We start from the raw sequence: 19,391 nt of genomic DNA, 5'->3' as shown, positions 1-19,391 counted from the left end.
TCCTCCCGCTGTTTACAGGTTATCGTTGGTTGTGGCGCAGCAGTTTGCCGGGGGTTTTCCCGGTGAGCTTGCCGTCTTTCCAGACCGGTTCCCCAGCGACCATCACCAGGTCCAAGCCCTCGGTCAAGGCACAGGGATCGGTATAGGTAGCCCGGTCGCGGAGCCGTTCCAGGTCAAAGAGCACCAGGTCGGCATCATACCCTTCGGCGATCCGGCCTTTACCGGGCAGCATGAGCCGCTCTGCAGGGAGGCCGGTCATCCGGTGGATGCACTCCTCTAAGGTGAAGATGCCGTTTTCCTTCACATAATAGCAGATAGCCCTGGGGAAAGAACCGTAGGCCCGGGGATGGCCCTTCTCCCCCGGTTTGCGGGTCAGGCCGTCGGTGCCCACCACCGTGTTTTCATCTTTGGCGATGGCAAAGACGTCCTCGTCGCACATGCTGCTATACACCGCGCTGCTGGCTCCCTGGTTGGCCACCAGGATGTCAAAGAATGCCTCAAAGGGGTCCCGCCCAGTCTCCTTGGCATATTGGGCGATGGTCTTGCCCTCCACTTCCGGGCACTTGGGGCTGGAGGAGACCAGAACCCCCTCCCAGCCGCCGGCATTGCGGTAGTAGTTGTCATAAGGGGATGCCGGATCCTCCATCTCCGCCCGCACCTTTTGGCGGGTCGCAGGGTCCTTGAGTCGCTCAGCCATGGTCTGCACCCCTTGGTCAAAATGCCACGGGGGTACGCAGGCGTTGAGGTGGGTCATGTTGCAAGCGTAGGGGTACTGATCGCTGGTGACCATGATCCCCTCCTGCCGGGCCTCGTGGATCAGGCGGAGGGTCTCCTTTTGCAGGCCCCAGTTGTCCTTGCCGCAGACCTTGTGATGGGAGATAAACACCGGCACCCCGGCTTGGCGGCCGATGTCGATGGTCTCCCGGACGGCCTCCACCACAGCGTAGGATTCGTTGCGCATATGGGAGGCGTAGATGCCGCCATAGGGGCGGATCACCTTGGCAAGCTCCACAATCTCCTCAGTTTTGGCATAGCAGCAGGGTGTGTAAATCAGGCCGGTGGAAAGGCCCATCGCCCCGTGCTCCATGGCCTCCCGCAGGAGGGCCTTCATCTGCTCCAGCTCATCGCAGGTAGGCTCCCGGTTATCAAAGCCCATCACTGCAATGCGAAGGGTGCTGTGGCCGATGTACATAGCCATATTAGCCGTCTTAGGAACCCGGTCCCCATAGGCGCAGTAAGCCTGGAAGCTGGTGAACTCATCCATCTCTTTGGGAAAGGAGAGTGCTCCCACCGCCAATTGCCCCTGCAAAAGCTCCAGACGCTGGGGATTGACCGGCGCAATAGAAAGGCCGCACTGGCCCCCGATTTCGGTGGTGATGCCCTGGCTGGTTTTGCACAGGCGGGCAAACTCCTCCCCCAGGATCAAGTCCCCGTGGGAGTGGGCGTCGATGAATCCGGGTGCAAGGACCCGGCCGGCCGCGTCAATGGTCTCCCTAGCGGGTTGATTGTCCACATCGAGGGTAAGCTTCCCCTCCCGGATGCCCACCGAGCCCTGGTAGGCGGGCACACCAGTTCCATCCACTATGGAGGCATTTTGAATCAGAACGTCCAGCAAATCAATTCCTCCCATTTTGTGTTTAATTTTAAATTAATTATTTTAATTTTATATTAACATTCTTTGCAGAAAAGTCAAGGCTTTTCTTCCATCCCCCATTAAAAGCTGGGGGGCGTCACTGCAAAAATCACCTGGGCATCTTGCTTCCCAGGGTTTTCCCACCGGTGTTCGCTTCCCGCGGGGATGCGGACGCTGTCTCCGGTGCACAGTTCGGTCTTCTCCCCTTCCACAGATAGCACCACCGGCCCGGCGAGGATATAGGCAACTTCCTCCCCATCGTGGCGCTGGTTTGCCTGGCCAGAGCTGCACCGGCCGGGGAGCTTCATCAAACAGAATTCGATGCTCCCGGAGACATCCGGGGTCAACAGGTCGTACTGGACATCGTGCTGATCCGGCCAGCCGATGGTTTTGCGCATCCCCTCCCGGACCACCAGGGTGCGGCCCGTCTCCCCCTCCTGGAAGAAGCGGAACAGGGGAACGTCCAGCGTTTTGGAGATCGCCTTGAGGGTGTTGATGGATGGGTTCACCAAATCCCGCTCCATTTGGCTGAGCATGGAAGCGGTAATACCCGTTTGGTCCGCTACTTCCCGCAGGGTAAGTCCCCGTTGTTTGCGGAATTCCTGTAGTTTTTTGCCGATGTTGAGCTCGTCCATAACATCCTCCCGCCTGTAAATGAAAAATTTTGGAAAAGGCCCTGGCGAAGGTCCTCCCCCGAACGATCGCTGTAACTCCGATGCCGCAGCACCGATTGGACAAATTTTGGTGCGGCCTTGCCGCAGAAAGCCATGCTGTCCGAAAGAATTGCGTTGCTGCAAAGTGGAGGAAAGGGCCTCGCCCTGTGAGCAATTCTTCGAATGCCACAGCTTCGCTGTGGCTATTGTACCACAAAATCCGGCTGTCTAAAACGACCCTGGCATAGTTTTCCATAAAAAAACCGCCGGATGTTATCCGGCGGTTTTTATGAAGAAAATGAGTTATTTAGAGAAGTATCTGTTCAGCAAACCCTGGAAAGCGCAGCCGTGGCGGGCCTCATCCTTAGCCATCTCGTGAACGGTGTCATGGATAGCATCCAAGCCCAGCTCTTTTGCTCTGGAAGCAAGTTTCTTCTTGCCGTCGCAAGCGCCGTTCTCAGCGGCAACCCGCAGCTCCAGGTTTTTCTTGGTGTCAGCGTAAACTACTTCGCCCAGCAGCTCGGCAAACTTAGCAGCATGCTCTGCCTCCTCGTAAGCGGCTTTCTCGTAGTACAGACCGATCTCAGGATAGCCTTCGCGGTGGGCCTGACGGGCCATAGCCAGGTACATGCCAACCTCGGTGCACTCACCCATGAAGTTCTGCTGCAGGCCCTCATAGACCTCAGCGTCTACGCCAGCGGCAACGCCGATGCGGTGCTCGTCAGCCCAGCTCATGGTCTGGGTGGACTGCTCCTGGAATTTGGATGCGGGGGCTTTGCACTGGGGGCAGAACTCGGGAGCGGTCTCGCCTTCATGAACGTAACCACAGATGGTGCAGATAAATTTTTTCATTGCTGTTTCCTCCTATGTAATGTTTCTATTTTTGTTGTCGGATTCAGGGGAATTTCTTCCATGGCTAAAGTATACCACTTTGGTGTATCATAGTCAAGGGGATTTTTTACCCTTTACTAACATTTTTTAGAATAATTCCTTTTATTAATTCTTCAGAGGTGCTCCCTCCTCGGGCAGGTGGCCCGGAGGTGAGGTACCGGATCAACGAATCCGCCCCGCCCTCCTGTTGGAAGAACACTGGACGGCCCGCAAAATCCATCCTGCGCTGGGCGCGGGGGTTTGCGAAGTAGACCACCGGCGTCACCTGGGCATGGAGCTTTTGGTCCTCCAGGATGCCCCGCAGGGTGCGGGCATGGCCTTCTACCTGCAAAACCGGGTTGTACATTGTCTTTTTCTCGATAATTTGACCACCCCGGTATTTGGTCTGGTTGAGATTGCTGCCACTACTGCTGCCTGAGATCTGGCCGGAGACGTTTTTGCACTCCACCACATACACTCTCCCCGGACAGACTACCGCATAATCCAGCTGGCTTTTGTGCCCCCGGTGGTCAAGGGTCAAGTCAGGCAGGACGGTATAACTGCCGGGCAGCCGCTTTTTCAGAAGCCGAAGGGTCTCGCTTTCCCCCTGTGCCCCCACTTTCAAAATCGCCGCAGAGCGCCACAGAAAATGGACGCCGATCCCCGCTGCCCCCAGACAAAATGCGCTGGCGGCCCATTGAGAGGCCCTGGCGCAAAGGATGGCGGAGCCGATGCCAGCAGCCAAACAGAGGACCAGCCAACACATTTTTTTCAGATACTGCCTGCCCACGCTGTTGCCGCCGTTTGGCCGGATTACTTTTGCCAACGCCAAATCCTCCTCTGCGCTGGGTTCCGAAGAAAAGCCTTCAGCAACCCCTTCTTGATCAGTATAGCGTGTATACTTTAACACATTGTAACGTTTTTTTCAAAAGATTTCCCAAAGCTGGCATTTTTTGCAAACCCACCGGTAGAATAAGCCGTGCCGCTTCTCAAATACTAACAGCGACGAGAGGAAATCTCTCTCAAACAAAACCCAGTGCCGCAGTACGGCGGCGGAAAGGATGTACGCAAAATGGCAAAAAAAGAGAAAAAGCAGAAAGCACAGAACCAGGCAGAAAACAAACAGAACCCAAACGCCAACAACGAAGTTCCCATTAAAATTGAGCAGAAGAAGAGAAACAACGAACAGTTCTAACTCCTTTTTCCTTCCAAACCTACAAAACCCCAGCCTGGGATACTGTAAAGTATCCCAGGCTGGGGTTTCTTCTATTGTGGGGTGAGAAAATTCCTCATCCCTCCAGGGATTTAAAGCCCTCCCCCGCCACTTCGCCGGCTTCGGTGACGATCAAAAATGCCTTAGGGTCAATTTCATAGGTCAATTTTTTCAGCCGGTAGAACTCCTGCTTGCGCAACGCGCACATGAGGACGTGTTTTTCCTCGCTGGAATAGGCCCCTACCCCTTTGAGAAGGGTGGCACCCCGATCCAGTTGGCTCATCACCGCCCGGGCGATCTCATCCGATTTGTCCGAGATAATGAGGGCCAACTTGCCCACATCGGCGCCGTAGAGGATGGCATCCACCACCTGAGAGGTGACAAAGATGCTGATAAGTCCGTAAAGGCCAACCTCAATGCTGCCAAAGGCTGCCATAGATGCCCCCAGGACGCAGAAATCCAATATGAGCATGACCCGGCCCATAGAGAGATGCGGCCTTTTCTTCTGCACCAGCCGGGTGACAATATCCAGGCCGCCAGTGGTGGAGCCCCGCAGGAACACTAAGCCCAGAGATGCGCCCAGGCAGACGCCGCCAAACAGCGCCCCCAACAGAGGGTTGCTGGTATAGGTGGGCAGGTTTACCAGGATGACATCCAAAAATACCGTGCCGATGGCAATTGTCTTTAGGGTGTTGAAGGTGAACCGCCTGCCCAGCACTTTGTAGCCAATAAGCAGCAAGGGGATGTTCATAGCTAGGTTCAGGGTGCCGATGGGCAGCCCGGTAAAGTGGTTGATAATGATGGCAATACCGGAGATGCCGCCCGGTGCGATGCCGTTGGGGGCAGTAAACACATTGATGCTGATGGCCATCATGATCGAACTAGCCACATCGTACAGAATATCCAGCAGGAAATCCTTTCCCTTGGAAAAAACCTGTTCCTTCAAAGCCTAATCCTCCTCTGTCCCGTCGTCCTCCATCCGTTCATACAGGGTTTCCAGCCGCTGGAGATCCCCCTTTAAATACAGGTAGCCAAACAGCGCCTCCACCCCGGTGGCCTTGCGGTAATCCGAAGGGTCGCAGCTTCTGGGCACATGGGTGGAGTTGGCATTGCGCCCCCGTTTTAAAATCCCCAACTCCTCATCGGTGAGGAGAGGCTCCACCCGGTCGTACCCTCTCGCCTGGGCTACAGCGCAGACTTTTTTCACCGCTTTTTTATGCAGGATGTGGGCGGGCATGCTGCCTTGGGCAGCCAAACGCTCCCGCACCAGCAGTTCAAACACTGCATCCCCCAAAAAAGCGAGGGTCAGCGGGCTGAGCTGTTTGGGGTTTGTGATGTGCTCTTTTAAATCAAACGTGATGCTTCATCCTTTCGCCGCTAGCGGACATAATCAAAATCAAAGCCCAGGATGCTGACGGTATCCCCTTCCTGGATGCCCATTTCCTCCAGCTTGTCAATGACACCGCTGTTGCGCAGCACCCGCTGGAAGTACTGGAGGGACTCATAATCGTCCACATCCACCATTCCCAATACCGGCTTGAGCCAATCGGCCTCCACCACATAGATACCTTCCTCCACGCGGATCTCAAACCGCTGACGATCCAGCACCTCGGTGAAGGGCACATGTTCCACCTCATACTCCTTGATGGGGGGCAGGGTATCCAGCTTGGCGGCTACGGCGCCGATCAGCGCGTCCACCCCTTGCCGGGTGGCGGCGGAGATGGGGAAAAACTCCAGCCCCTTCTCCTCCACGAACTGGCGGAATGCCTCGATCTGCTCCGGGGAGGCCATATCGCACTTGTTGGCCGCCACAATCTGGGGCCGCTCCGAAAGCTCCTCGCTGAAGTTGTAAAGTTCCCGGTTGATGGCCTCAAAATCCTCTTTGGGGTCCCGGCCCTCGATGCCGGAGACATCCACCACATGGACGATCAGGCGGCAACGGTCCACATGGCGCAGGAACTCATGGCCCAAGCCAACCCCATCGCTGGCGCCTTCGATCAGGCCGGGGATATCCGCCATGACAAAGCTCTTGCCCTCGGCGATCTTCACCACCCCCAGCACTGGGGTCAGGGTGGTGAAGTGGTAGTTAGCGATCTTAGGTTTGGCCTCGCTGACCACCGAGATCAGGGTGGATTTGCCCACGTTGGGGAACCCCACCAAGCCCACATCCGCCAGGAGCTTCAATTCCAAAGTGATCTCAAATTCCTCCCCGGGCAGGCCGGGTTTGGCAAACCGGGGAATTTGACGGGTCGGGGTGGCAAAGTGCTGGTTGCCCCACCCCCCCTTGCCGCCACGGGCCACCACCACCGGCTCCGGGCCGGAGAGGTCAGCCATCACCCGGCCGGATTCGGCGTGTTTGATCACTGTGCCCTTTGGGACATAGATAATCAGGTCCTGGGCGTTTTTCCCCGAGCAGTTGGAGCCGCGGCCCGGCTCCCCATTGGGGGCAAAATACCGGCGCTTGTACTTAAAATCCACCAGGGTGGAGATGTTGGTGTCCACCTGGAAGATGACATCGCCGCCCTTGCCGCCGTCGCCGCCGTCAGGGCCACCGGCCGCCACATATTTTTCCCGGTGGAAGGAGACGGCGCCTGCCCCTCCATCCCCGGCTTTTATTCTGATTTTCGCAACATCTACGAACATCTTTTTACTCCTTTATCCCCCTTTGAGCGCGCCAAAGAGGGGACTTGATCTATTCTATCTCTTTTACTATATCAAAAAAGCGGAAAAAAATCCAAACTTTTCTTCGTTCCCGCCATTTTTCCATAAAGAAAATCCCCAGCGGTAAGGCCGGGGATTTCTCACTTCGTTCTGTAAAACTAGTTGGCCGGGTAAATGGAGACCTTTTTGCGGTCACGGCCCAAGCGCTCAAATTTCACCTTGCCGTCGGTGAGGGCGAACAGGGTGTCATCCGAACCGATGCCAACGTTGGTACCGGGATGGATGTGGGTGCCTCTCTGGCGAACCAGGATGTTGCCGGCGAGGACAAACTGGCCGTCGGCGCGTTTGACACCAAGGCGTTTGGACTCGGAATCACGGCCGTTCTTGGTGGAACCGACACCTTTTTTATGAGCAAAGAACTGCATGCTAAGTCTTAACATATCTACACCTCCGAAACAAATACTTCAATCGTGCCCGGGTAGTCCTCTGAAAGGACAGTCAAATGGAGCCGTAAAGCTTCCAAAAAAGCCTGTGCCTCCCTGGTGGAATTGCCCGGAAGGGTCAATACAATCTTATCTTGCAGCACCGACACCTGGCAAGGGGCTTTTAACACCTCGGTGATGCCATTGGCGGTGAGCTGCACAGCGGACGTCACAGCGGCGCATACCACATCGTGGCCGTAGTCGGCAAAGCCGGCGTGGCCGGATATGCTGGCCGATGCGATGGGCTTCCCTGTGAACCTGGCTGTAATCATCGAAAAAACTTAGGCGTTGATCGCGGTGATTTCAACCTTGGTGTAAGGCTGTCTGTGGCCCATTTTGCGCTTAGAATCTTTCTTGGCGCGGTAGGTGAAGACGGTGATCTTCTTCGCTTTGCCGTTTTTGAGAACTTTGGCGGAAACTTTAGCACCCTCGACAACGGGAGCGCCGATCACAGTACCATCCTCTTTGCCGACTGCCATAACGCGGTCGAACTCAACGGTGGAGTCAGCCTCGGCATCCAGTTTTTCGATGTAAAGAATATCGCCTTCGCTGACACGATACTGTTTTCCACCGGTTTCAATAATAGCGTACATCAATAAGGCACCTGCCCTTTTCTTAAACTCGCTGTCTCCTAAGGCGGCGCAAAACGGCGCACTTTGAGCCCGGAACATGCGGCAGAATAGATTTTACCATATTGCAAGGGGCTTGTCAACCGCTTTTTGCGCACCACGAGATTTTTCAAGTATGTACCCCGCAGGGGGACCCCCAGGGGCTAGTCTTGCGGCTTCCCTTCCCCATGGGATGGGCTAGGCTCTTCCCCGCCGCCAGATGTATCCCCAGAGGGCTCCTGGGGGGACGGCTCTGGCTTTGGCCCTTCCGGCTGGCCCAGGACGATTTTCTGGCCCTCTGGGGTCAGGGCAAAGACCTTGAGGTACTCCGGGTCGCCGGCTTTTTTGATCTTAGACATCACTGCGAACAGAATGACAAAGGCGGCCACAGAGCCTACCAGCGCCAGCGCCTGGGAGACCCGCACCCCGCCCCACATCAGGCTGTCGGTGCGAAGCCCTTCGATGACAAACCGGCCCGCGCCGTACCACCCCGCGTAAAAGAGGGTCAACTGACCGTCAAACCGGCGGTGGCGGGTCAGGTAAAGCAGGATCAAGAAGCCCAGGAAGCACCAGGCGGATTCGTAAAAGAAGGTTGGGTGGACCGGCTGAGTGGGGTCCACCACGACTCCGATCTCCGCCAGGGATTTTTGATGGCTGGCCAGGTAGTTGACGATGGACGGGCCGGTCATCCCCCAGGGCAGGGTGGTGTTAGAGCCAAATGCTTCGATGTTGACAAAGTTCCCCCACCGGCCGATTGCCTGGCCCAGAATCAAGGGGGCCACCGCCAGATCCAGCATGGGCAGCAGCTTGATGCCAGTGACTTTGCACATGATCACTATGCCAATCAGCCCGCCGATGATCCCGCCGTAGATGGCGATACCCCCTTCCCAGATGCGGAAGACGCTCATTAGGTCGTCTTTATACTGGTCCCAGGAGAAGACCACATAGTAAATCCGGGCACACACCACCCCCAAAAGGACGGTGACCAGGATCAGGTCTACAATCTTATCCGGGTCCACCCCGAAAGAGCGGGCCTTGCGGTAGCAATAGAGCATCCCCAGGGTGAGGGCAGTGGCGGCGATGATGCCGTACCAGTACACGGTGATCGGCCCCAGCTGGAAAGCCACCCGGCTCAGTTCAAATTCCAGCCCCAGGCCGGGGAACAAAAGGGTCTCTTTCATGGCGCTATGCCTCCTTGGGGGCGGTCACCACTGAAAGGGCGCTGCGCTCCGGGTCAAAGGCCTCCAGGAGGCGGGCGGTCAGCATTTCATAGGTCGCCCCGGCGGCGGCTTCCAGCACCGTGTACATATCCGCGCCGCCAAACTGGGTGGTGAGCATCAGGCTGGCCACCGAATCCACCCGGGCATACATCCCCAGGTAGCGGCCGTAAATGGCCCGGCGGCTGCGTTCAAAGGCATCCCGGTCGATCCCCTCCCGCTGCATCCGGCGAATCTCGCCACACAGGGCCTCATACACCTTGTCCGGGTCCCGGGATTCCCCTTCAAACAAGGTGACGGCAAAATCGCGGCCCGCCATAACTTCGCCCACAAAGGTGGAATTGATGATTCCCTCATCGTACATGCTGCGGTAGAGGGCGGTGTGCTCCCCGGCGATGGTGTCCAAGAGGATCTCATCGTACACCTGGTTGATCAGATTTTCCTCCTTGGACTTGGGCACCGCCTTAAATCCAATCTGGAACAAAGGGGTAGCCACCGGAAGCTGCTGTTCCACCCGGTGCTTCACCACCTGGGCGGGCTCGTCTACCAAAATCCGCTGGGCAGTCATGGGCTCGGCTGGTTTTAAGATCTCGTCGGCCAGATCCAGGACGTCCTGCACCTCAAAGTTGCCGGCAATGGCCAAGGCCATGTTGTTTAGGTTGTAAAAGGCGTTGTAGCAGGTGTACAGGGTGTCCGCGGTAATTTGGGCGATGGTGTCCACCGTGCCGGCGATGTCGATCTTTAGGGGGTGCTTCTCAAACAGCGCCTCCATCAGGTTGAACATCACCCGCCACTCGGGGCTGTCGTCGTACATCTTAATCTCCTGGCCGATGATCCCCTGCTCCTTTTCCACCGTTTGGGGGGTGAAGTAAGGCTCGGTGACCAGGTGCATCAAAATGGAGAGGGACTCCTTGAAATTGTCCGAGCAGGAGAAGAGGTAAGCGGTTTTATCAAAGGAGGTGTAGGCGTTGGCCGAAGCGCCGGTTTTGGCGTACAGGGCAAAGGCGTCCCCTTCCTCGCTTTCAAACATTTTATGCTCCAAAAAATGGGCGGTGCCGGCGGGGATCTGTATAAGGGCGCCGTCCTTGTCGATGAAGCTGGACTCCACCGAGCCGTACTCGGTGCCGAAGAGGGCATAGGCGCTGGAATAGCCCTTCATGGGGCACAGAAGGAGGGTCAGGCCGCTTTTGTGCTTAATCCGCAAAAACTCCTCCCCCAGGCGCTGGGATTTGATGATCTCTTTCATTGGGCTAATCCTCCTTTTCCCCGGTGAGGAAATACACGGTGTCCAGGGTGACCTTTTGGGCCGCCGCCATCACGTCCTCCCGGGTGACCTTTGCCATCAGCTCTGCCTCCTCTTGGGGGGAGCGGGCGGTGCTTTGCATCAGTTGGGCCATATACCAGTCCTCCAGCCCAGAGAGGGAGTCGGACACAGTATACAGGGAATTCTTCATGGTGAGCAGGGTGTTCTCCAATTCCTCGTCAGTGAACCCGCCCCGCTTCATGACCTCCAATTGGTTGAGGATCTCCGCCTGGGCTTTTTCCCGATTCTGGGCTTCCACCCCGCTGTCCACCAGCATGATGCCGGTGATCCGGTCAAACCGGGCGGCGCAGTAATAGCAGAGGCTGAGTTTCTCCCGCACGTTGACAAACAGCCTGGAGAAAGGGGTGCCGCCAAACATGGCCACCATCAGCCGCATGGCCGAGAGCTCGTCCATGTTTTGAGCTGCGCCGGTGCGGAAACCCATGGCCAGTTTGGATTGGCTCAGATCCATCCGCTCCACCTCCTGCTTCACCTGGGCGGCGGCGGGGACCCGCACCTGTTCCGGCAGGGCGATGGGCGCCCGGTCCAGCTTGGCAAAGGTGGCCTCCATAATCTCTTCAGCAGGGGTACAGTCGCCACAGCCCACAAAGAGGATCTCCACCCGGGCGGTGCGGCGGACTCGCAAGAAGGTCTCGGCCGCCGATTGGGGGGTGATCTTCTTTACATCCTCCACATAGCCGTATTTGCGAAGGGCAGCGGGCTCCCCTTCGCACATGATGGTGCGGCATTTGTTGATGGCATAGGCCCGTTTGTCGTTGATCTCCGCCTCGATGGAGTCAATCAGATACTGTTTTTCCAGCTCCACGTCCTTCTCTGGGAAGGCGCCGTCCACCAGGTTGGGGTCGGTGGCCAAGCCTGCCAGCAGGCCGGCGCACTGGGCCACCATCGCCTCCCCATCCAGGGTGAATTTGTCATCCAGCCCGGAGATAGAGACATCCAAAACCTGGTAGCCGCCGTATTTGGAGACGTCCGCGGAAAGGGTCGCCCCGTAAAGGCTATACAGCTTTTGGTTGAGAAGGGTAAAGTCCGGGCATTCCCGGCTGCCTTTGCGCAGCAGGAAGGGGATGAGGGCATTGGCGGAGACCGTCTCTTTTTCAAGGGGCAGAATATAGTTGACGGATATGCGGTTGTGTTTGAATTTGGGGTCGGTCACCGAACTGAAGTAGACCTCTTCCCCGATGCGCCGGCGGCGCAATGTGTTGTTCATCTGTCCATCTCCAATCAAAATGGGTTGCAGGCCCTTGGGTCCGCTTTTTGGGGACCCAAGCGCCGGTAGAAAATACTGCTGGAATTGTTGACAACATAAAAATTTGCACAGATCCGAAAAAGCTTGGCGGCGCACTGCGGCGGAAGAGACACTCCCCAACAAAGCTTTTTCACCAATCGCTGCTTGGCGACTATTATAGCACAAGCCCTTCTTTTTTTCCAATCTTACCCTATAATGTTCAGGGTTTGTTTTCAATTGGCCGGGGGATTTCCAGCACCGCCCGATGGGGGATACCATCCAGGGGGATGTCTTCCCGTTCCGCCCCATCCACCGTGAGGCGCAGGGCCTTCCCCCGGCGGTACTCAACCTCTAAGGGCGTCCCGGCAATCCGGGCGGAGAAGGCCGCCGTCTCCCACTCTGGGGGCAGATGGGGCGAAAGGAAGAGCCGTCCCCCCTCCCGGCGGATGCCCAGCACCGTCTCTACCGCCGCCCGGTAGTACCAAGAAGCCGCGCCGGTGTAAAGGCTCCAGCCGCCCCGTCCCATGGCTTCCCGGCTGGAATAGATGTCTGCCGCCAGATAGTAGGGCTCCAGTTTATAGCTTGGTGCCCACTGGGGGTTTTGGCACCGGCGGATGGGGTTTAGCAGCTGTAGCAGCTGCCACCCCTTGTCCTCCAACCCCGCCTGATAGAGAGCCAGGGCCAGCCAGATGGCCCCGTGGGTGTACTGGCCGCCGTTTTCCCGCACACCGGCGCTATAGGCCGCAATGTAACCGGGATTTTCCCCTCCTCCTACAAAGGGGCCTTCAAACAGCCGGACAATGCCGACCTGAAAGTCGGCCAGATGTTCGTAGGCGGCCAGCAGGGCAGTTTTCACCCGCTCTTTGTCCGGCATGCCGGCCAGGGCGGCAAAACTTTGAGGCAGGGAATCGATGGCGCATTCCTTTCCGCCGGCCCCCATGGGACTGCCGCTGTCAAAGTAAGCCCGCAGGTACCAAGCGCCGGTCCAGCAGGAGCGATCCACCGCTCCTTTTAGAAATTGTGCCCGCTCACGTAGCTCTGCGGCCAGCTGGATATCCCCCCTCCCCTCGCAGACAGGGGCGAAAGCCTCCAGCGTCATGGCGAGGAACAGCGCCACAAAGACGCTCTCCCCCTTGCCGCCGGAGCCCACGGCGCTGAAACCGTCATTCCAATCGCCGCAGCCCATGAGAGGCAGGCCATGGTTGCCCAGCCGGTACGCCCGTTCCAGCGCCCGGACACAGTGGCAGTAAACAGGTTCCCGCAGGCCGCTTTTTTGGGGGGCGAAATACCGTTCCATCTCCCCTGGTTCCAGCTCCTCCCCCTTCAGGTAAGGGATGGGGGTATCCCAGAAACCGGTGTCTCCAGTGGCTTTGGCGTATTGGGCTGCCGCCCAGGGCAGGAAGATCAAATCGTCAGAGAAACGGGTGCGCACCCCTTTGACACCACCGCCGGCCTTGGGCAGGGGGTGCCACCAATGGAGGACGTCCCCCTCTTCAAACTGGACGGCACAGCAGCGGGTAATCTGCCGTAGGGCGGCCTTTGGGTGGGTGAGCAGCAGGGCGCAGACGTCCTGGAGCTGATCCCGGAATCCATAGGCGCCTCCGCACTGGTAAAAGGCGGTGCGGCCCTCCACCCTTCCCTTGAGGATCTGATGGGGGAGGAAGTGGCTGACCAAGCTGTTAAACCCTTCATCGGGGGTGCGGACTGCGATAAAATCCCCGTCCGCCGGATTTGCGGGGAAGTCCATCCCCGACAGGTAGAGGGCGGCCTTCTCCTCTGCCCCAAAGGCCAGGCGGAATTCCATCTCCTCTTCCTCCCCAGGGAGGAGGGCGGCCCGGGCCACAAGGGCTGCGCAGGGGTCGCTGACCGGAGCCATAGGGCCGGTTTCCCAAGACCCGCAGAGGAAGGCGGCCCGGTCGCAGGTGGCAGTCAACTCCCGCCTGCCGCAGCTGAGTACAACCACCCCTGGCACCGCGGTCTGGTAGGGGTTTTCCAGAATCAGCTCCCGGCCGGTGAACCGGGTTTTCAGGAACCGGGCGTATTCCCGGCCTGGGCCCAGCACTGGCTCGGTGTAATAGGCGACCTCCACCTGTTTGGGCACACCCTGCCCGCTGGTGAGGGAGAGATGCATCCGCTTGACGCTCCCCTTCTTTGGCACCGTTACCGTCAGCCGGAAGCGGATTCCGCAGAATTCCCCTTCATACCGGGCATCGCCGGGGGCGAAGGAGGCGAGGGCCCCCCGGGTTAAGGAGAAGCAGCGTCCATCCACCCGGCAGAGCAGTTTTTCCCCATCGTTGCCGGAGGCGAAGTCGTTTTTCCAGGGGGTCAGCTTGTTTTCCCGGGCGTTGACTGCCCAGGTGAATCCCAGTTCCCCGTCGGAAACCAAGGTTCCAAAGGCGGGGTTGGCCAGGATGTGGGAATACGGCAGAGGGGAAGAGCGGTCCACATAAAACCGATCCCCCGCCAAGATTCCCCCGCTGGTTTTCACCCCTTGGGAGGGAAGCAAATCCCCCTGTACCGGCAGAATCTCCATCGGGCGGTAGCTTCCAGCGGGATGGGAAAAGAGAACCATCGACTTTGGGGAGATGTGCCGCGCCGCCGCCTTGAGGAGGAGGATATTCTCCGGCGGGTAGTTTTGGGAGTCCACCAAATGGATTCCGCCCCGGGCGCCCAGGACCTCCATCCCGCCGGAGGCCCGCACCATCTCCAGGATTTCCCCGGCGGCGAGGGGACTTTTGCGGGAATCGAAGAGCAACGCCAGGTCAAAGCGGAGGAGGCAGAGGCGCAGCATGGCGTGGAGCCTCAGGTATGCCTCCAGCCGCTGGGGATCGGGAGCGTCGCCGGTCTCCACCACCGCGATGGGCAGGTCACCAGATATGCCCATAGGCCAGAGGGAAGGCTGTCCCAGGGTGTTTTTTCGCAGCGCCGCCAGGTTGTGGCGGCCATCCCTCTTGTTGTAGAACAGTTGCCCCAGCACCGCCATGGCGAGGCGCCCCTCCCCACTGTCCCGCAGCATGGGGGATTGGGCGGCGGTTTTGGCGGTCAGCTCCCCTTCCCGCCGTGCGGCAATCAGGGTATCCGGGCCGCCCGCCGCCAACAGAAGGGTCAACTTCTTCTTCCCCCCGGCGGGGAGCTCTACCTTCACCCGCAGGGCCACGGCCCCATCCGGTACGCTGTTGGAGCCCAAAAAGGGGAGCCCCGCAAAATCTTTCAGGGCCTCCATCCCCTTTCCGTTGGGGGTCAGGTTTTCCCGCTTGCACTCCAGCTCATAAGGGAATTCCTCCAGAAGGCCGGCGGTCAGCGGCTCCCCTTTCCCCCCGTGGCGCAGGCGGCGGGTGACGGTGACCACCCGGCTCTCCCGCTCCCAGTCAAACTCCAAAAAGAGTTTGGAGAAGGCGGGGTGGGCCTCATATTCCCTCTGGGTGGAGAGGACCGGCTCCAGGTAAAAGAGCACCTCCCCTTGGATGGCATCCCCCCCGCGGTTGTGGAGGGTAAGCGTCCGGGAAGTCACCGGTAGGCGGGGGTACACCCCGCAGAACAGCTCGGCAGTCAGATTCCCCTTTTGTCCAAAGTAGGTCACCCCACCCCCTTGGAGCTTGACCTGGTGTTCTGTCCCCTCTTGATAAAAAGGGGCGGCGGTGGGGGCCAAGCAGCCCTGTGGCCCTTGAAAAAAGGCGTAAACCCCTTGTGGGTGGCACAGCAAGTCCTCCCCCCTCCGAGTGAGCTCGATCTCCCCCTTGCGGAAGAACCCTGCCCCCACGTCGGTGAGAACGTCGGTCACCTCCCCATTGCAGAGAAAGACGCACCGGGGGGACTGGGGATGCACTTTCCCCACATATTCCTCCAACTGGGGCTGTATGGCAGGGGCAGGCCCCTCCTCCCCCTCCCCGCGGCAGACGGCTGGGTCGCCGGACACTGGCTCCTCCAAAAACTCCCGGGCGGACTTCATCCGCTTATCCCGCAGGAAGCGGCGCTGCATGGCATTTTCAAAGAAGGCGTTGTCCAAGGCGGCAAGGCTCATCCCCACGTGGTGGGCCATATAGCTCTTCACCACAGTTGAACTATTCCCCTCCAGGCGGGAGGGGGTCAGGTCCAGCGCCTCATAAAGGCCGTATTTCCCCCACAGGCCAAGGGCTTCCAGCTCTTTCAAATTGGCAAAGGCGCCTTGGGGGCTGAAAGGCAATACCAGGTAGGTGGAATAGGGGGAGAGGACCAACTCCTGGTCCAAGCCGTTCTTTACCCCTAACAGCTGTACCCCGTGGGCTTTGTACTGGTAGTTGAGCTCCCCGTCGAAGGCATAGTACCCGCTTTCGCTGATCCCCCAAGGCAGTTTTTTGGCCCGAACCCGCTTCTTTTGGCAGTAGAGGCAGTAGCGCAGGCCCTCGCAGAGCAAAGTGCCCTCCCCGGCGGGGAGCAGCAGGTGGGGCATGTAGTATTCAAACATGGTGCCGGTCCAGGAGAGGGGTCCGGCATAGAAACCGCTGCGGCTCATGGAGCGGTTCATCGCCCCCCAATGGCGGCGGGGGGCCTGACCCATGCTGAGGGCAAAGTAGCTCATCATCCGCGCTTCGCTCATCAAGAAGTCGTAACAGGAGGCACTGAGCTCCCCCGTTTCGCTGTCGTACCCGATGGAGAAGAGGTTCCTCTTTTTGTTGTAAAAGGGGGATAGATCTGTCCCATCCACCAGCGCCTCCACCCGCCGGATCAGGCCGGTGAGGGCCGGTTCCTCCCCCCGGTACTCCTTGAGCCCCTCTTTGAGCGCTACAAGGCAGCAGGCCAGGTTGCCGCTGTCCACCGCCGAGACATAACGGGGCGGCAGCACCGTGAGGGAGCTGGTGTCGTACCAGTTGTACAGGTTCCCCTGCCATTTTTCCAGCCTCTCCACCGAAGCGATTGTCCTCCCCACCCGCAGGGCCAGGCCCTTGGAATCGATGAGCCCCAGATCCCGGGCCGCCAAGGCGGAGAGCAGGTACATGCCGATGTTGGTGGGGCTGGTGCGCCGCGCCTCCCGGAGCACCGGGGCAAACTGGACATTGTCCGGCGGCAGGAAGTGGTTTTCCCGGTTCACATAGTCCTCGTAAAAATTCCACATGGCCGCCGCCTGGCTTTGAAGGGCGTCCCGCTGGGCTGGGGTCAGCTTCCCCCGTTTGCGGCTTCCGCTCTGGGCGGTGAACCAGACAAAGGGGATGATCAAGGAGAAGCAGAGGCCGAAAAACCGCCCCTCCCCGCTGCGGGAAAACAGGAGGAGTAGGCCCAGCATCTGGGCAGGCAGATACCGGGAGAGGGCCAGCCCTCCCCCGCCGGATTGGGCGGCTGTCCTCCACTCCAAGCATTTTCGGTGGGTAAAAAACCGCCGGATCCCCCCTCGGACTGCTCCATCCAGGGCGACAAAGCTCCTCTGGGGCAGCAAGATGAGGGAGGAGGCCGCCCGTCCCAGCAGTTCAAAGGCCTTGGGGATGGCGCCGGTGAAGTATTTGCGGCTGACCGCAAACCACCCGCCGGCCAAGACAGTCTCCAGGGCGGATACCACCGGGGAGAGGCAAAGGGCCAAGAGCGCCGCGACAGCGAGGGCGGCTGCAGTCCGGCCTGTGGAGCAGGCTGCTAAGACCACCGCCAGCAGAACCGCCGCCGGGGTCAGGGAGCGGCGCAGGTTGTCCCCAATCTTATAGCGGGAAAGAGGGGAAAACTGCCCATCCCACAAGCAGCCGGCATTCTGCCAATCACCCCTCACCCAGCGGTGAAGCCGCTCCAGCCACTCGGTAGCGGTGCGGGGGGCGGCGTCTGCCAGCTCAATGTCAGACAAAAAGCCGGTGCGCAGAATCTCCCCTTCCAGCACATCGTGGCTGAGGACTTGGTTTTGGGGGAACCTCTCGGAAAGAAGGTCGAAAAAGGTATCCACCCAGAAAATTCCCTTACCGCAGAAGATGGACTCGCCAAACAAATCCTGGTACCCATCCCGGCTGACCAGGTCGTAGGGGGTCACCCCTCCCCAGCCCTCCATCAAACGGGAAAACCGGGTCTTCCCCTCCATGCGGGTGACCATCCGGGGGGTGAGGATGCCGTAGCCCTCGGTCACCCGCCCCAGGGCCTTGTCCACCTCCGGCCGGTTAAGGGGATGGACCGCCGCGGCGATCATCCGCTTGGCCGAGCCGAAGAGGAGCTGGGTGTCGCTGTCCAGGGCGATGACTAAGGGGCAGTCCTGCACCAGTGCGGCATCCCCACAGAAGGTGTGCCAGGTGACCGGGAAGCCCTTCAAAAACCGGACCCATTCCACCAGGGCGCCCCGTTTGCGCTCCCAGCCGCGGTACAAATCCTCCTGCCGCAAATAGGTACGAGGGCGCAGGGCCAGCAGGAACCGGCTCCCCCAACGGCTGTTCAATTCTTCAATCATCTCCCGGGCGGCCCTGGCTTGGGAATCATCCTCTGGCGCGGTGAGGGCCGGACCCTCTGGAAAGTCTGCCAGCACGCAGAACACCAGATTTTCCTCCCGGTTCGAGAGATAGAGCTGCTCCAAGTGCTCCCCCAGTTCCCCCATCCGGGCAGCGGAAGGCAAAAGGGTGGTCACCACCACGGCGCACCGGGGGGCTTCCCCTGGTGTGAGCTCCATCCGGGGGAGGTAATCCGTCTTGACGCCGGCCATGGCAAGGCGCTGCAAAAAGGGGCCGCACGCCTCCCACAGGGGAAGGTATAGAGCCGGGACAATCCACCCGTTTTTTGCCCACCAACCACCCGCCAAGGAGAGGGCCAGCGGAAGAAGGCCCTTCCCCCACAGGAGGAGTCTCCCCCGCCGGCGGCGGGCCTCCTCCATCTGGACCTGGTGGCGGAGGGGATACCCCACGTGGCGGGTGCGCTCCACGCCGCCGGCACGGGCTTGGTTCACTGCCCAGCGGGCCACTGTTTCCTCTTTTTCCCTTTGCAGCTTGGCGATCCAAGCCACGGTGCGGCGGTATTGGCGGCGGCTTTCCACCGTCATCCGGGGATAGATTCCAGCGGGGTCCTCCCACAGGGTTTCCTCCACCGCGCCCAGTTCCTCCAGGGCGGCGAAGTCCACCCCACCCAGCTGCTGAAGGCCCAGGACCGCCCGGGAAATCCACTCCTCCCGCTCCTCTTCCCCAAAGGCGTCGGCGGCCAATAGCAGGTATGCCACTTTCAGGGAGAGTGCCACCTGCTCCAGCTGTTCCACCGTGAGGCGGCTGCGGCTGTCTTCCATAAGGATCAAATCCCGCAGTTCCTGCTCGCCCAAGGGGTGGCGGCGCAGTTCCCCAAAAAAGAGAACAGCCAGCCTGGCCACTCCCTTGGGGTTGGCTTTTAGGGCAGTGCGGGTCTCCCTCTCCTCCCTGGAAAGGATGTAAAAATTATCCACCAGCCACTGCCCAGCCCCGCTGGGGGAAGAGGCGTTTTTCGCCTCGTGATACCGCAGGGAAAGCTGTTTTTGGGCCCGTTTGCACTGTATCATCAGGGAATAGGCGCTGTCGTCCCATTCTAAGGTTTGCCGGTCCATCGTC

15 protein-coding genes are annotated in these 19,391 nt (G+C 59.2%); 1 reads left to right on the top strand and 14 read right to left on the bottom strand.

Going from position 1 to position 19,391, the window contains the following annotated elements; translation table 11 throughout:
- Nucleotides 1-19 precede the first annotated feature (19 nt).
- From RDQ42_RS06725 to RDQ42_RS06710, 4 genes are all read right to left on the bottom strand, one after another.
- Nucleotides 20-1,615, bottom strand: coding sequence for a D-aminoacylase (locus tag RDQ42_RS06725; RefSeq protein WP_308588465.1), 1,596 nt, complete (start codon nt 1,613-1,615; stop codon nt 20-22).
- A 98-nt stretch (nt 1,616-1,713) separates the two neighbouring features.
- Entirely contained in the window at nt 1,714-2,268 is a 555-nt protein-coding gene (locus RDQ42_RS06720) for a cupin domain-containing protein (protein ID WP_231358552.1), read from the bottom strand.
- A 321-nt stretch (nt 2,269-2,589) separates the two neighbouring features.
- The gene (locus tag RDQ42_RS06715) at nt 2,590-3,138 is read right to left on the bottom strand and encodes an NADH peroxidase (protein ID WP_054330887.1); all 549 of its coding nucleotides are present in this window, start codon (nt 3,136-3,138) and stop codon (nt 2,590-2,592) included.
- 106 nt (nt 3,139-3,244) lie between these two features.
- Nucleotides 3,245-3,982 carry a nuclease-related domain-containing protein gene (locus RDQ42_RS06710; RefSeq protein ID WP_054330886.1) on the bottom strand — a complete coding sequence of 246 codons (738 nt, stop codon included), beginning with the start codon at nt 3,980-3,982 and terminating at the stop codon, nt 3,245-3,247.
- 246 nt (nt 3,983-4,228) lie between these two features.
- Here RDQ42_RS06710 and RDQ42_RS06705 point away from each other — a divergent pair, with 246 nt between their 5' ends.
- On the top strand, nt 4,229-4,351 hold the full coding sequence (locus RDQ42_RS06705; RefSeq protein WP_267888272.1) for a hypothetical protein: 123 nt from the start codon (nt 4,229-4,231) through the stop codon (nt 4,349-4,351).
- A 94-nt stretch (nt 4,352-4,445) separates the two neighbouring features.
- Here RDQ42_RS06705 and RDQ42_RS06700 read toward each other — a convergent pair whose 3' ends face one another.
- The 10 genes from RDQ42_RS06700 to RDQ42_RS06655 form a co-directional block, all read right to left on the bottom strand.
- Nucleotides 4,446-5,315 (bottom strand): YitT family protein, encoded by an 870-nt coding sequence (locus tag RDQ42_RS06700; RefSeq protein ID WP_054330885.1) that lies wholly within the window; start codon nt 5,313-5,315, stop codon nt 4,446-4,448.
- 3 nt (nt 5,316-5,318) lie between these two features.
- Nucleotides 5,319-5,663, bottom strand: coding sequence for a Mini-ribonuclease 3 (locus tag RDQ42_RS06695; RefSeq protein WP_083386353.1), 345 nt, complete (start codon nt 5,661-5,663; stop codon nt 5,319-5,321).
- 83 nt (nt 5,664-5,746) lie between these two features.
- Nucleotides 5,747-7,012, bottom strand: coding sequence for a GTPase ObgE (gene obgE / locus RDQ42_RS06690; protein WP_231358554.1), 1,266 nt, complete (start codon nt 7,010-7,012; stop codon nt 5,747-5,749).
- Between the two features lie 176 nt (nt 7,013-7,188).
- A complete protein-coding gene (gene rpmA, locus RDQ42_RS06685) occupies nt 7,189-7,470 on the bottom strand; it encodes a 50S ribosomal protein L27 (protein ID WP_054330884.1) in 282 nt (93 codons plus the stop codon).
- A gap of 2 nt (nt 7,471-7,472) precedes the next feature.
- Entirely contained in the window at nt 7,473-7,784 is a 312-nt protein-coding gene (locus tag RDQ42_RS06680; RefSeq protein WP_054330883.1) for a ribosomal-processing cysteine protease Prp, read from the bottom strand.
- Between the two features lie 9 nt (nt 7,785-7,793).
- Nucleotides 7,794-8,105: a 50S ribosomal protein L21 gene (rplU, locus tag RDQ42_RS06675; RefSeq protein ID WP_071427256.1), complete on the bottom strand. Its 312-nt coding sequence runs from the start codon at nt 8,103-8,105 to the stop codon at nt 7,794-7,796.
- 179 nt (nt 8,106-8,284) lie between these two features.
- On the bottom strand, nt 8,285-9,301 hold the full coding sequence (gene lgt, locus RDQ42_RS06670) for a prolipoprotein diacylglyceryl transferase (protein WP_054330882.1): 1,017 nt from the start codon (nt 9,299-9,301) through the stop codon (nt 8,285-8,287).
- Between the two features lie 4 nt (nt 9,302-9,305).
- The gene (gene yfmH, locus RDQ42_RS06665) at nt 9,306-10,583 is read right to left on the bottom strand and encodes an EF-P 5-aminopentanol modification-associated protein YfmH (RefSeq protein ID WP_054330881.1); all 1,278 of its coding nucleotides are present in this window, start codon (nt 10,581-10,583) and stop codon (nt 9,306-9,308) included.
- A gap of 4 nt (nt 10,584-10,587) precedes the next feature.
- A complete protein-coding gene (yfmF, locus tag RDQ42_RS06660; RefSeq protein WP_071427257.1) occupies nt 10,588-11,868 on the bottom strand; it encodes an EF-P 5-aminopentanol modification-associated protein YfmF in 1,281 nt (426 codons plus the stop codon).
- 238 nt (nt 11,869-12,106) lie between these two features.
- Nucleotides 12,107-19,387, bottom strand: coding sequence for a GH36-type glycosyl hydrolase domain-containing protein (locus RDQ42_RS06655; protein WP_308588464.1), 7,281 nt, complete (start codon nt 19,385-19,387; stop codon nt 12,107-12,109).
- Nucleotides 19,388-19,391 lie beyond the last annotated feature (4 nt).

It is taken from the genome of uncultured Merdimmobilis sp. (assembly GCF_902471145.1).
Taxonomy (GTDB): domain Bacteria; phylum Bacillota; class Clostridia; order Oscillospirales; family Ruminococcaceae; genus Merdimmobilis; species Merdimmobilis hominis.
This window is presented reverse-complemented; position numbering and strand designations above follow the sequence as displayed.